The organism is Paenibacillus alba, assembly GCF_013204855.1.
Classification (GTDB): domain Bacteria; phylum Bacillota; class Bacilli; order Paenibacillales; family NBRC-103111; genus Paenibacillus_E; species Paenibacillus_E alba.
Genome location: NZ_JABMKZ010000010.1, coordinates 64,422 through 77,635, shown reverse-complemented (window position 1 = coordinate 77,635; position 13,214 = coordinate 64,422). Strand labels below are relative to the sequence as shown.

13 protein-coding genes are annotated in these 13,214 nt (G+C 47.6%); 7 read left to right on the top strand and 6 right to left on the bottom strand.

Going from position 1 to position 13,214, the window contains the following annotated elements; translation table 11 throughout:
* Positions 1-58: 58 nt before the first annotated feature.
* From HQN90_RS15145 to HQN90_RS15125, 5 genes are all read left to right on the top strand, one after another.
* Complete coding sequence (locus tag HQN90_RS15145) at positions 59-925, top strand: phosphatase domain-containing protein (RefSeq protein WP_173220037.1); 867 nt, start codon at positions 59-61, stop codon at positions 923-925.
* A gap of 15 nt (positions 926-940) precedes the next feature.
* Entirely contained in the window at positions 941-1,741 is an 801-nt protein-coding gene (locus tag HQN90_RS15140; RefSeq protein WP_173220034.1) for an HAD family hydrolase, read from the top strand.
* Positions 1,742-1,995: 254 nt separating this feature from the next.
* A complete protein-coding gene (locus HQN90_RS15135) occupies positions 1,996-3,039 on the top strand; it encodes a FecCD family ABC transporter permease (protein WP_246362433.1) in 1,044 nt (347 codons plus the stop codon).
* The gene (locus HQN90_RS15130; RefSeq protein ID WP_173220027.1) at positions 3,039-4,070 is read left to right on the top strand and encodes a FecCD family ABC transporter permease; all 1,032 of its coding nucleotides are present in this window, start codon (positions 3,039-3,041) and stop codon (positions 4,068-4,070) included. Before HQN90_RS15135 ends, HQN90_RS15130 begins: the two co-directional genes overlap by 1 nt.
* 29 nt (positions 4,071-4,099) lie before the next feature.
* Positions 4,100-4,933: a (2Fe-2S)-binding protein gene (locus HQN90_RS15125; RefSeq protein WP_173220023.1), complete on the top strand. Its 834-nt coding sequence runs from the start codon at positions 4,100-4,102 to the stop codon at positions 4,931-4,933.
* 58 nt (positions 4,934-4,991) lie between these two features.
* Here HQN90_RS15125 and HQN90_RS15120 read toward each other — a convergent pair whose 3' ends face one another.
* From HQN90_RS15120 to HQN90_RS15105, 4 genes are all read right to left on the bottom strand, one after another.
* Positions 4,992-6,338, bottom strand: coding sequence for an LLM class flavin-dependent oxidoreductase (locus tag HQN90_RS15120; protein ID WP_173220020.1), 1,347 nt, complete (start codon positions 6,336-6,338; stop codon positions 4,992-4,994).
* Complete coding sequence (locus tag HQN90_RS15115) at positions 6,322-7,479, bottom strand: NtaA/DmoA family FMN-dependent monooxygenase (RefSeq protein ID WP_173220016.1); 1,158 nt, start codon at positions 7,477-7,479, stop codon at positions 6,322-6,324. Before HQN90_RS15115 ends, HQN90_RS15120 begins: the two co-directional genes overlap by 17 nt.
* A gap of 178 nt (positions 7,480-7,657) precedes the next feature.
* The gene (locus HQN90_RS15110; RefSeq protein WP_338042326.1) at positions 7,658-8,392 is read right to left on the bottom strand and encodes a WYL domain-containing protein; all 735 of its coding nucleotides are present in this window, start codon (positions 8,390-8,392) and stop codon (positions 7,658-7,660) included.
* Positions 8,393-8,444: 52 nt separating this feature from the next.
* On the bottom strand, positions 8,445-9,758 hold the full coding sequence (locus tag HQN90_RS15105; RefSeq protein ID WP_173220010.1) for a helix-turn-helix transcriptional regulator: 1,314 nt from the start codon (positions 9,756-9,758) through the stop codon (positions 8,445-8,447).
* Positions 9,759-9,915: 157 nt separating this feature from the next.
* Here HQN90_RS15105 and HQN90_RS15100 point away from each other — a divergent pair, with 157 nt between their 5' ends.
* Positions 9,916-11,334 carry an RtcB family protein gene (locus HQN90_RS15100; protein WP_173220007.1) on the top strand — a complete coding sequence of 473 codons (1,419 nt, stop codon included), beginning with the start codon at positions 9,916-9,918 and terminating at the stop codon, positions 11,332-11,334.
* Positions 11,335-11,392: 58 nt separating this feature from the next.
* Here HQN90_RS15100 and HQN90_RS15095 read toward each other — a convergent pair whose 3' ends face one another.
* Entirely contained in the window at positions 11,393-11,791 is a 399-nt protein-coding gene (locus HQN90_RS15095; protein WP_173220004.1) for a PIN domain-containing protein, read from the bottom strand.
* Complete coding sequence (locus HQN90_RS15090) at positions 11,781-12,005, bottom strand: hypothetical protein (protein WP_079421228.1); 225 nt, start codon at positions 12,003-12,005, stop codon at positions 11,781-11,783. The genes HQN90_RS15095 and HQN90_RS15090 overlap by 11 nt, the downstream gene beginning before the upstream one ends.
* A 414-nt stretch (positions 12,006-12,419) precedes the next feature.
* Here HQN90_RS15090 and HQN90_RS15085 point away from each other — a divergent pair, with 414 nt between their 5' ends.
* Positions 12,420-13,202: a nucleotidyltransferase domain-containing protein gene (locus tag HQN90_RS15085; protein ID WP_173220001.1), complete on the top strand. Its 783-nt coding sequence runs from the start codon at positions 12,420-12,422 to the stop codon at positions 13,200-13,202.
* The last annotated feature ends 12 nt before the right edge of the window (positions 13,203-13,214 follow it).

The window sequence follows — 13,214 nt, the reverse complement described above, 5'->3', positions numbered from 1 at the left end:
ATGAAAAATGTAATTTATTTTTCATTTCTATTGGAATGATAGTGAAAGAGGGTACCCCGTGATAAAGCAGGATCATTTGAAACTCATTGTAGATACAGCTCATACCGAAGAGCTGCCAGCACGATTTCGCACATCAAGATCACCTGTCTTAGACGTAGAGAGCCCAATTAATTTGAGCGGCTTGGCACAGCTGCAAGCTTCGGCAGGCGGCAGGTTTTCCTTGCAAGGCTTAAAATATATGAAGCAGGTTATTGGTGATCAGCCTATAACCATTGTTGATTTACGCCAAGAAAGCCATGGTTTCTTGAATGGTATGGCGATTAGCTGGTTCTCTGAGCATAATGCTGGCAATAAAGGCTTGCTGCCGCAGGAAGCGGCCAAACAGGAGAGGGAGTTGCTGAACGGGCTCAAGCAGCTGGATTCGATCCCATTTGCTCATGTGGAAGGCAAGTCGGTCGAGATTGGAATCGTACAACGTATCGATGAATGGCTTGTTCAATCCGAAGAAGAGCTGGCACATGCTGAGGAATGCTCCTATATGCGTTTCTATGTGACGGATCATCACAAGCCGTCGGATAGCGAAATTGATCGGTTTGTTGCGTTCGCTTTGGCACAGTCAGAGGCCAATTGGCTGCATTTCCACTGTCGTGGAGGCTCCGGCCGCGCCACTACATTTATCATTTTGTATGATATGATTCGCAATGCGCGTGCGCACGGTATTACCCTTGAGGATTTTTTCAGAAGGCATGCTCTCATCGGGGGCAAAGATTTCGGGAAATCGCTGCCTAAGCCGGATTCTTACAAATATGAACCGGCGATGGAGCGGATTCGATTCATCGGCACCTTCTACCAATACTGTTTGGAACAGGGTGAATTGGACTACAAGCTTTCTTGGTCCGAATGGCTTGATGGACAAACGATTTAAAGAAGGAGCATGAGCATGCATCGCATTTTGCTGGTTTCGGATATGGATGGGACGCTGCTGGATCGGGAGCAGCGAATCAGCGCAGAGAACGCGGAGGCAATCCGGCGATTTCAAGCGCAGGGCGGCTTGTTTACATTAGCTACGGGAAGAACGGAAGCGGCTGTCGCGCCGTATGTGCGCGAGTTAGGTATTCGCGTGCCGCTTATTTTATATAACGGAGCTAGGTTGTACTGTCCGGCCGAGGATAAGGTGCTCGAGGAGAAATATCTGGAGCTTGATCCATCCTTATGGGGAGAAATCGTTGACCTTGCGGGAGCCGATGCCGCCGTCCTCGTTTATCACTGTGGCAGCGTGTTCTCTGCGAACCGCAACAGCTGGTTGGACGCTCATGAACGGAAGGATGGCGTCGCCAGTCAGTCGATATCCGAGCTGGCTGAGTGGCCCTGCCCGATTACGAAGGTACTCATCGTTGCGGCAACGCCGCAAAAGGCTCTTCAGCTCGAGGAGCTTGTGCATAGCAGCGGATTGCCTTGCGAGCTGGTCTATTCCGAAGAGACCTATTTGGAAATTCTGCCATTCAAGGCTTCCAAAGGGGAGGCGCTTCAGGAGCTGATTCGCCATCTTGGCGTAGAAGGTCTTCGCACAATTGGGATTGGCAATCATCTGAACGATATTTCCCTCATCCAACAAGCGGATCTTGGTTATGCTGTGGATAATGCGCACCCTAAGCTGAAAGAGGTAGCGGATGCCCATACGGTGCATTATGAAGAGCATGCGCTTGCCGATATTATTCATCGGCTATTCGATTCCAATTAAAATAGAAGCACAAAACATAGGTCTGTTTAATCTCCCGAATTCGCACAAACGGAGATTAGGCAGACTTTTTAGTTTTTTAAAATCTAATAATGATAATCATTATCAGACTGTGCTATAATAGTCAAAGAATTTCGAATAGCTTTGATGTATTTGTAATAAGCAAGGCGTAGATTTGCTGTAAAAGGATATGGAAGCAAGCCTGAATTTAGCTTTCTTACCTTTTTACGCCTACATAGTGGAAGGGGATTATGTTCATGAGTTTACCCAGCGGAGTAGCCGATACTCCACGGCCCAAGCTTCGGACGCGGCCGTTCGTGGCTTCGATTATACTAATTGGCGGTCTTGCTGCTTTATTTCTCGGGCTTGCCGTGTCTGTGTCGGTAGGAGCGGCAGACATTAAACTTTCTATGGTTTGGGAAGCCATTTTCAATTTCAATCAAGAGCTTACACAGCATCAAATTATTCGCGAGCTGAGGCTCCCTCGTGCATTGGCTGGTGCTCTTGTAGGTATTGGTTTTGCGATATCCGGGGCAATCATGCAGGGGATGACGCGCAATCCGCTCGCAGATCCTGGCTTGCTTGGGATTAATGCCGGATCTGGCTTTGTATTGGCCATTTGCTTCGCTTTTTTTCCAGGGCTGCCTTTTCATTATTTGATCTTATTCTCATTTACAGGCGCGGCAGTTGGTTCAGGACTTGTATACGGCATCAGTTCGCTGGCCAAAGGTGGTCTCTCACCCGTGCGTCTTGCCTTGGCAGGCGCAGCGGTTAGTGCCTTGCTGCTTGCGCTTAGCGAAGGCGTTGCGATTTACTTTCATATTTCGCAGGATTTGGCTTTCTGGTATGCCGGTGGTGTTGCCGGAACGAAGTGGCTGCAAATCAAAATTATTTGGCCGTGGATTCTGGCTGGTGTCACTGGGGCTATCTGGCTGTCGCGTTCCATAACCTTGCTTAGCCTTGGGGATGAAATTGCTGCTGGATTGGGTCAACGAACGCGCTGGGTGAAAGCTGCCGGGATGCTGCTGTCGCTTATCTTAGCCGGTACGTCGGTATCGGCAGTTGGTGCGGTCGGTTTCGTAGGGCTGGTCATCCCGCATATGGCACGATCGCTTGTAGGCGTGGATTATCGCTGGATCATCCCCTGCTCTGCTGTATTGGGTGCGCTCCTTATGGTTGTAGCTGATATTGGCGCCCGTATGATAAATCCGCCATTTGAAACTCCTATTGGCGCTTTGATTGCGCTGATCGGCGTTCCGTTTTTTCTCTATTTGGCGCGTAAGGAAAGGAGGGAGATGTAATGTCTTCTCTCATAGATGTAGCCAACCGCAAACGTTCAGTAAGAGCCTATACCATGATCGCCATCTTATCCGCGGCGATTCTCATTGCTTTTCTCCTCAGCATGAATACAGGGTATATTCGGTTATCGCCAAGCGATGTCATTCATACTTTCTTCGGGCAAGGAACGAGCAAGCAAGAGCTGATTCTTTTCGAGTTTCGTTTGCCGCGGATTATTATTTCTGTGCTGGTTGGCGCGGGACTCGCTTTATCTGGGGCTATTCTGCAAGGACTTTCGCGCAATGCGCTGGCCGATCCAGGTATTCTAGGCATTAATGCCGGAGCTGGGCTTGCAGTAGTCTTGTTTGTTTCATTTTATCCTACCAATCTGGCCGCTCCTGTGTTTATGATGCCGCTTCTGGCAATGGCTGGGGCTGGGCTCGCTGCCGCTTTGATCTATAGTCTCTCTTACAAAAAAGGCATAGGCATTTCGCCAACCAGACTTATTCTGGTCGGTATTGCCGTAGCGGCAGGCATCAGCGCGGCGATGATTGTCCTGACGATCCGGATGAATCCGCAAAATTATCAATTTGTGGCGGTTTGGCTCGCGGGCAGTATCTGGGGGACGAATTGGAAATTCGTCTTCGCCCTGCTGCCGTGGATTGTCGTGTGTATCCCCTTCGTTCTATATAAAGCTCGAACGTTGAATGTTCTCCATCTGGGCGATCAGATTGCAAGCGCACTTGGGACACGTATCGAAAAAGAACGGCTCAGCCTGCTGGTCGCCGCTGTTGCCCTTGCGGGAGCTTGCGTCGCTGTCGGCGGAGGCATCGGCTTTGTCGGATTGATCGGTCCGCATCTAGCCAAGCAGCTTGTGGGACCGAAACATCAATATTTGCTGCCGGCCTCTATGCTAACGGGAGGGCTGCTGCTCATTGTTGCCGATACGCTTGCACGCTGGATTCTCCAGCCAACCGAGATTCCAACAGGCATTGTTGTAGCGGTCATCGGAGCTCCTTATTTCTTATATTTGTTGGCAAAATCCAAAGCTTGATGCAGGCTAACCCGAATGGAGGTAGAATTATGAGCTCGTCCCTTGTACATGTAATTGCTGAAAAGTTTAGTGTTACGACGGAATTTCATCCAGAACCGCTATTTGAAATAGCAGGGAGTCGTCTCTCAACAGAAGCGGGCATTGAAGAATTGGTCGATGCGTACTCGCCGCTTATGCTCGCATTGGAACCCGCGGCGGCTGGTGTGTATTTTATTAGCAGAATTGCCATGTTGAATGGTGCTATGCAGTATATGGTCTCGCATGATGAGTTAATTGATCTGGCTCCAGAGCTGTGGACCTTGCAAATTTATCGGCATGAGAAGGGGTATGTCGAGTTTCGCTATGTGCTCAGTGAAATTCGGTGGATGGAAGGTCCGCAGTCTGATCAGATCAGTTTATGGCGTGAAGAAAGGTTAAGCCATTGGTACGAAGCTCATATTCGGCCAATTGTGGAAGCGACTTCCCGTGCGGTGGAGGTGGATTTAACTCATCTCTGGAGACTGTTTCCGATGCGGCTTCGGTATATGTTTGACCAATTGGAGGAAGCGACTAGCTCGGAAGAGCTGTTAAAGCGTTACGAAGAGGATTGGACGTTCCTTACGAAAGGACTGAGCGGCGATCCGTTCGGGCGCAGCCGTAATCCCCTGGATGTGAAAATTAACTTTGTGGACTATCCAGGTGCTCCTGGCGAGCCAGATAAGCAGCTGCGGATGAAGATGGCATGTTGTATGTATTACCGCACGGAAGGCGGCAATTACTGCTATACATGTCCGCGCATGAAGCCCGAAGAACGGGCGGAGCGGAAAGAGCAATTGCGAGTGAAACTGGCGGAAGAAGCCGCCGCTAAGATAGCAGTGAACTAGAAAAGCGCCGATTCCCTGAGTTTAATAGGGTATCGGCGCTTTTCTTTGACGCTTTTTCTTACCGCTTGGCATGACGATTGATCGGCTTTTCTAAACCAAGATGATCACGCAGTGTTGTACCTTCATACTCAGTACGGAATAAACCACGCCGCTGGAGCTCAGGAATAACGAGATCAACGAATGCGTCCAGTCCACCTGGGAGGTAGGGAGGCATAATATTAAAGCCGTCACAGGCTTCGTTAACGAACCATTCCTCCATAAGATCAGCAATTTGTTTCGGTGTTCCTGCCATAGTGCGATGCCCTCTAGCGCCTGTGACTCGGTGAATTAACTGACGGACAGTCAGATTTTCTCTGCGCGTCATATCGAGCAAAAGCTGATATCGGCTTTTCCCGCCGTTGATTTCCGCAGCATCTGGCAATGTTGGCAGAGGTGAATCTAGCGGATAAGAGGAGAGATCAACTTTTAACATATTCTGCAGCATGCCGTAACCGACTGTGGGAAGAACGAGGTCTTGGAATGCGGCCTCTTTTTCTTGCGCTTCTTCTTCTGTTGAGCCTATGAAGGGAAGGATACCGGGCAGGATCTTCAGTTCCTCAGAGGATCGACCGTAAGCTGGTAGCTGGCTTTTCAACTGGGTATAGAAGCTTTGCGCCTCCTCCAAGGTCTGCCATGCTGTAAAGACAACTTCGGCGGCTTGAGCGGCAAAAGCTTGGCCAGTCGTGGAAGAACCAGCTTGAACGATCACAGGCTGCCCTTGCGGGGGGCGGTGTATATTCAGCGGACCCCGAACGGAGAAGTGAGTTCCCTGATGATTAATTTCATGTACTTTATCCGGGTTTACCCAGTGGGCACCGGCTTCATCCATAAGAAGGGCATCCTCTTCCCAGCTATCCCACAGCGCTTTGACCACATTGACGAATTCTTTGGCACGTTCATAACGGAGGGAATGTTCGAGATGCTGGTCGCGCCCAAAGTTCTTGGCTGTGTGATCCAAGCTCGTAGTGACGGCGTTCCAACCCGCACGACCTTGGCTTAAGTGATCCAGCGAAGCGAATTTGCTCGCGACATGAAAGGGTTCATTATAGGTTGTAGAAACGGTGCCTACAAGGCCAATGTGCTTTGTTGCGGAAGCCAAAGCCGACAGAAGTGTCATTGTTTCTGCCCTGACAGGAAGTGTGTAGTTGACAGCCCTTTCCCATTGCTCCGGAAGAACGGGAATATCTTCGACGAATATTAAATCAAATTTGCCGCGTTCCGCTGCTTGGGCGAATTGACGGTAGAAATCCAGCTTTAACAGTCCATTCGTATCGGACTCGGGATAGCGCCATGCTGCTACGTGGTGGCCAACGCCAAATATGAATGCTCCTAAGTGCAGCTGCCGCTGTTTACTTAATTTTCCCATCTTGGACCTCCTTGGAATGCAGGACTTCGCTGCTTGCGCGAGCCGCTTGGAAACGGCTTTGCGGTCTGCTCAGACCAAGGTGCTCGCGCAGCGTTGTACCTTCATATTCATATCGAAACAAGCCTCGGATCTGAAGCTCAGGAATCACATTTTGCACGAAATCCTCGAGACCGCCAGCTGAGTTCGGGGGTGTGATGACAAATCCGTCGCAGGCCTCTTTGGCAAACCATTCTTCGAGTTGATCAGCAATTTGTGAAGGGCTGCCATAAACGAGGCGGTGGCTAGAAGCATTTGTTAACGGTAAATGGGCAAATGTTTGCAGCGCTTCTTCTTCGGAAATACCGACAGCGGGATAGATGCCAGCCATCACTTTAATCTGGTCGGCGGACCTCCCATGTGCGGTAGCCAAGCTTTTTATCTTCTGATAAAAATGCTGCGCGTCTTCCAACGTCTGTGATGTCGTGAAGACGACTTCGGCCGTTTCAGCTGCAAAAAGGGTACCTGCCTCCGAATCGGCATCTTGCAGGATCACGGGTCTGCCTTGCGGAGATCGCGGCAAGTTTAAGGGGCCGCGAACAGCGAAAAATTCACCGCGATGATTAAGCTCATGAACCTTAGTGGGATCAGCGAAAATCCCGCTTTCTTTATTAGCCAAGATGGCGTTGTCTTCCCAGCTATCCCAGAGTGAATAAGCAACATCCAAGAACTCCTGAGCTTGGTTTTGACGCTGCTGAAGAGCAGGCGGGTGATCTTGATTGAAGTGATGCGCCTCAGCTTCGCTGCCGGAGGTAATAACCTTCCAAGCTGCGCGCCCTCCGCTCAAATGGTCCAGGCAACAGAATTCACGAGCTAAGTTGAAAGGCTCGTAATACGTAGTTGAAACGGCAGCTGCCAAACCAATTCGCGTCGTAATTCCCGCTAAATAGGATAGGAAAGTAAGAGGTTCCGGGCTTGGAGCCTGAGAATCGGCTAGATAAATGAAATCCAATTTTCCTTGCTCGGCCGAGTAAGCGAGATGCTCATAAAGCTTAAATGGCTCTATATGCTGAGCATCCGTATGGGTGTAACCCGATGGCTTTATGTGAGCGCGCGGATGAACGAGAAACGCGCCCAAATGCATAGTCTGCTTGGTTGTACGCATCTTTCAACCCTCCATAGTTGTCGTTTAGCTCCCGGTCCATACTTAAAAAGGCTCTCGCAAGCATGCCGTATTAGAACGGTGCTGGGAGAGCCTTTGGTGGACCAATGGGCTGTTAGTTATTGTGTAGTTAATCTAGCATATTAATTCCTATTAAACAAGTGGGAATTAAGTTTATTCGTTACTTTTCCTCATATCTGGCAAGCGCACGTTTAACGGTTTCCGCCATTCTTTTCTGCAAATGCTCGCCTTCTGTGACGCGGACCCGCAAACCCAAAAAGCGAATTTTGGTTAGCACGTACTCGGCTTCATTATTCATAAAAGTAAGCTGGATCGTATAGGTGTCCGTTGCTTCCTCATAGTTAACTTGCTTCTCGAAGCAAGAAAAGGCATAAAGAATCCGCGATAACTCGCGATTATACGTATTGACGACCTCGATTTTGGCTTGAATCTGGCGCTTTTGCAATAATTTATCAATGTTCGCGCCTATCTGTGCGATTCGTTCTGGAGCAATGATCAGTGCTTGGAGCGATTCGATATTATCGAGCTTGCTGCTCATCATTGCCCGGTTTCTGATATGGTACCACAGCAGATACCATTCCTTTTTGACCAGCGAATATTCCAGCTTATATGGAAAAGCCAGTTCATCTGTGAAAACCCGCTCATCTTTTACTCGATAGGTAAACTGAACAGCCGTTTGGCTGGCAATAAATCGGCGCAGCTCGCGCAGATGTGGATGATAAATGTGCTTCTCGCGACTGCGGGCTTTCTCCAGGAAAGCCTCCGTCAGATCGAAGGCGGGATCTGCTGCCAGCACGGACTGCAGCTTCTCGCGTGTGATTGGAGTGAAGGCATGAGCCGCAGTTGGGTGGTTTAGCATCGTTTTCAGCCAAGATCGCTCTTGCGATGTAATCATGAAAGTGCCTGAATCCTCAAGCCTTGCTATCATTTGGTAGTTAAATATCTTCTCAAACAGATTCATAATAAGCGCGAAGCGCCTCCCATTCTGCCATCATTTCCTTCCGAAAGAAGGGGGGCTCTAACACCTCACAGCTCGATCCGAAGCTGCGGATCCAAGGCTTTATTTCTGTCGTGCCATTGACCTGAATCTCAAAAATAAAAGCATTGTTCGTTTCTTCCGTAATGATCCCCCACTGCCCCTGAAGTTGGACACGCTGCTTGATGAAATTGGAGGGGGTATCGACCGGATTGAAGAATTTGACTTTCACAGTGAGCGTTCGTCCGGTATCGATGACCCAGCTATGGGTAATCCGCTCTTCCAATTCGCTGCACTTTTCGGTAAAAAAGTCCGAAGGGACAGGCTCGCCCAGCTCAATCTGTGTCATCCCTTCCATACGATATTTCTTAATCCCGTGCCTGGCATCATAAGAAAGCATATACCACCTGCCATATTGGTGATCATAGACGATTTTGAGCGGCAGCGTGGTTTGAAGCTTTCCTTCCATTTCCCGCTCGAATAATGGATTCGTATTTTTGGAGGAATAGGATTGATTATTTTTAGGTGAAAAATAAAAAAATGCGACCTTGCGGCGGCTCTTTATGGCGGAAAGCAGAATGTATAAGTGAGCTTCATCCAAAATCCTCGAATGATAATGATATTTATAGAGAAATGGCTCCACTTGCGCTGGTTTGGATGAAGTCCGATTCAACTGCTTTTTGAGTCCATCTCGCAGCAAATAACCTTGAACCGAGGGGACTTGCGTATTCGACATCACATCAACGAAGTCATAGAGATCAATCAGCTCATCCTGAGTTAGTTCCTGGACTAAATCATTATGGATGCGATAGCGATTGGGGCGTGGACCTGGCACTTTTTTGATTACACCGACGTCTTCTAAATATTTCAAATCGTTTCGGATGGTCTTCTCGTCAGGAAGGGCAGCCTCGGCAAGCAGATCTGCGCAGCATATATCCAACAGCTCCATCGCCGTAAGTGCTTGATCCTTCAAAGCAGCAAGAAGTTTGGAGATCCGCTGGCTTTCTGATTCTTTCAATGACTTGGCGCGGAACAAGAACAGCAGCATGGGATCTGTGGAGTCGAAATAGCTGTAGCGCAGCATCTCCGTGAATTCTTTCCTCTGTTCATCAGGCACCTGTTGATACATCGCGGCCACAATTTCTTTTAATCGGCGCAATGTTTTATCAAAGGTATGAACCGATATTCCGAGTCTTTCTGCAAATTGCTGCCGGCTGTACGCCCCGCTGGTAAGGACCAGCATTCGCAGAAACTGAATTTCTTTATCAAAGCTTTCTTTAGCCAAAATCAATCCCCCGCTCTGCCTAACAACCTGCTCTTATTGTAACAGGAGCATCATTTGGAGAAAATGGAAACTTTTTAGGTGTCGTCATACTTTCGCCATGTTCGCGCAGTCTGAAATAAGCGAAGATAAGTGCATAAGAACAATGGAGGTTAGTGCAATGGAGTTGAAACCAATCACACATGGAAACAATCATTATGAAATGCCCTTGGAGCACGGCAACCTGCATGTATTTGCAAATGCTGAAGTGTTCCAATCTTTTGAGGATAAAGTATTCGAAATGGCTGACAACAATCTGCGAATTCCGCGGGGCAAGCATATGAGCTACACGCCGGATGCCCACGTGGGGATCGGGACTTGTATCGGAACGACAGCGGTATGGGGGATGATCGATGGCTTCGTATCTCCTTCCATTGTTGGTGTCGATATCGGCTGTGGCATGCGGGTGCATACGACAACTTTGCATAAAGAGGACATTCAAGACAAAGAAATCCGCAGAACGCTGATTAAAGCCATCGAAAAATATGTTCCTACGAATGAACGGACCAATACGAACTATGCGGATATTGATATTATGCAAGTGGTAAAGTACGGGCTGAAGGGGCTTCCTGAGCTCTATAGATCGAACGAGCAATGGTTGACCCATGTTGAAGAGTCGACATTTAAGTTTGATCATGCATACCTCGAAAATTTGCCGCCCAAAATTCAAAAATATGCACATGGACAACTCGGGTCACTGGGGGGCGGGAACCATTTTATAGAAATTCAATATCTGGAGATCGCGGAAGCGCATAAGGATTTGGCGGCAAAATGGGGCTTGTTCGACGGTCAAGTTGTCGTCATGATTCACTCCGGCTCTCGTGCCTGGGGCGCTCGTTTAGGTCAAGAATTTACGAAGGTGTTCAGAGCAGTGATGCAAAGCTGGGGCGTGGAAAATCCGGACAGAGATTTGCTGTATGCTCCAATTGAGAGCCGAGAAGGGCAAACCTATTTGCATTTAATGTACTCGGCATTGAACTTTGCGGTAAGCAATCGACACATGATTGCCTATGGGGTGCAGGAAGCTTTCCGGGAAGTGTTCGGCGCAGAGACTGAACTGCCCGTGCTGTATGATTTGATGCATAACTACGCATTGAAAGAATTTCATCGTAATCAGCCGATGCTTGTTCATCGGAAAGGTGCGACAAGAGCATTGCCGCCAGGTCATTTCCTGAATACGGCAGCATACAAAGAAACCGGTCATCCGGCGCTCATTCCCGGCTCGATGGGAACCTCGTCCTACATTATGGTCGGAAAAGACGAAGGTGCGAAGAACTTCTACTCCATCTGTCATGGCGCAGGCAGAGCTAGATCCCGCAAGGCAACGAAAGCCTTAGTTACTGTTGATCAATTCGCCCAATCGCTCAAAGTGGGAACGGATGAAGAGATTCTGGTGAATCATCGTTCTTTGCAAACGATTCTGGATGAATGCCCACAAGCGTACAAAGATGTGGATCAGATTATTGATAGTGTAGTAGGCGCAGAGCTAGCGGATGTGGTGGCGACTTGTAAGCCGATGGTTGCGATAAAGGGTGTATAGAGGAGCGCGAGGGATAAGATTGGGTGCTATGAGAGGTTAGAGTTTTTTGATAATAAAATTATTTGATTAAAATTACACCGTATTCTTCAACAAAATGCATGCCTCTATCTTTCGTATAAAGTGATAATTCATAAATTCTAGCTGTAGCTATTATTAAGGCATCCGGTGTTTTAATAATTCTGCCGTATCGTTGTTTTTGCTCACGACGGATCTCTCCGGCGATTTGTGCGATTTCATTTGAAACCTCAATAAAATTGTCATTTCCTAGATTAATGATTTGTTCAATTTCTTTTGTATCTTTGGCTCCGCTGAGCAATTCACATTTAGAAATGACTGACATACAGAATATGACGCCCTCATCGTGTAAAAACTGTAGTTTTTGAGAAATTTCAGGGTCGGAAAGAATGAGCCCAATTGCAATATTTGTATCAAGAATAGCACGAACTTTACCAGTCATTTCTTGCCTCCTCAACATCTCTTGCCCATGCTTGTGCTCTTTCTTTGCTGAGTCCTTTTCCAAGTTCCAATAAGTTTTGTATATTCATGCTAGTAAGTTCTTCGGAAATATGTCCATTCTCTAAGTCGATGTTCACTTTTTTATAAGTGACATCCAATTTAGCAAGAGCTTCTTTAATTAGATTTAATGTATATGCATCTAGTTTTTTTGCCAATTCTAACACCCTCTTTCCGTAATTATGTTCTAAGATTAGAATAACAGCAATTCACTATCTGAACAAATAAGGCTTCGCATTAGCCAATGAAGCTTTGATAACTTTTATTGATAAGTATGATCACTATAATTAATCTTTCCGCTTGAAGCGGATTGACAGTTGCTGGCTTTGACTCGTATGATGTTTGTAAATGAATGGAAAGGAGGCCGACGATATGATTCGCAATCAAATTTCTATGAATAACCTGACAATTGAAAAGCAAATTTTACCCTCGGTCTCGACCGGACTTTTGACAAATACGTAGATAGGCATCGCATGGTGCATATTTCGTGTATAGAAGCCGTAGACGCTGTTTGGTCTATGGCTTTTTGGCGTTTTCCTAACACAAAGAAACATAAAGAAAGGGTGAGTCCCATGACATTTGATATCAATAAAATCGATCGTGAGCTGCAACGGATTGAGCAAGAGGAGGGTGTACGGATCCTGTATGCTTGTGAATCCGGCAGCAGAGCATGGGGATTTCCCTCGAAGGACAGTGATTATGATGTAAGGTTCATCTATGTAAGGCCAACAGACTGGTATTTATCCCTATTCGATAAACGAGATGTCATTGAGTGTCCGATCAGCGACCAGCTCGATATCAATGGGTGGGATTTGAAAAAAGCGCTCAATTTGTTCCGCAAATCGAACCCGCCGCTGCTCGAATGGCTGCAATCGCCGATTCAGTATTTGGAGCAGTACCGAATAACGGAGCGAATCCGCGAGCTATCGCCGCTCACTTTTTCCCCGAGATCCAGTGTGTATCACTATTTGCATATGGCTAAGGGGAACTTCCGGGAATATTTGCAAGGTGATTATGTGAAAATCAAAAAGTATTTTTATGTGCTTCGCCCAGTGCTTGCTTGTGGGTGGATCGAGGCGTACGGCAGTATGCCGCCGATGGATTTTGAAGAGTTGGTCCAGCGCATGGTGCCGGATTCAACATTAAAGCAAGAAATTATGACGTTGTTGACGCGGAAAAAGGCTGGGGTTGAATTCGACCTAGAGCCGAAAATTACGGTGATCAACGATTTTCTAGAACGACAAATCGCGTATTTTGAAGAAACCGCCAAACACATCGTTGTCTCTGAAGAAAAGCAGGATGCGGCATTAGATGCCTTATTCCGAGAGGCGCAGAAGGAGGTTTGGGGTTCATAGAGAGGAATAAAC

Coding starts and splice junctions, on each gene's coding strand:
- HQN90_RS15085 (WP_173220001.1), top strand. CDS start 12,420: ATGACATTTGATATCAATAAAATCGATCGTGAGCTGCAACGGATTGAG.
- HQN90_RS15120 (WP_173220020.1), bottom strand. CDS start 6,338: ATGGGAAAATTAAGTAAACAGCGGCAGCTGCACTTAGGAGCATTCATA.
- HQN90_RS15135 (WP_246362433.1), top strand. CDS start 1,996: ATGAGTTTACCCAGCGGAGTAGCCGATACTCCACGGCCCAAGCTTCGG.
- HQN90_RS15115 (WP_173220016.1), bottom strand. CDS start 7,479: ATGCGTACAACCAAGCAGACTATGCATTTGGGCGCGTTTCTCGTTCAT.
- HQN90_RS15095 (WP_173220004.1), bottom strand. CDS start 11,791: ATGACTGGTAAAGTTCGTGCTATTCTTGATACAAATATTGCAATTGGG.
- HQN90_RS15130 (WP_173220027.1), top strand. CDS start 3,039: ATGTCTTCTCTCATAGATGTAGCCAACCGCAAACGTTCAGTAAGAGCC.
- HQN90_RS15110 (WP_338042326.1), bottom strand. CDS start 8,392: ATGATTACATCGCAAGAGCGATCTTGGCTGAAAACGATGCTAAACCAC.
- HQN90_RS15100 (WP_173220007.1), top strand. CDS start 9,916: ATGGAGTTGAAACCAATCACACATGGAAACAATCATTATGAAATGCCC.
- HQN90_RS15140 (WP_173220034.1), top strand. CDS start 941: ATGCATCGCATTTTGCTGGTTTCGGATATGGATGGGACGCTGCTGGAT.
- HQN90_RS15125 (WP_173220023.1), top strand. CDS start 4,100: ATGAGCTCGTCCCTTGTACATGTAATTGCTGAAAAGTTTAGTGTTACG.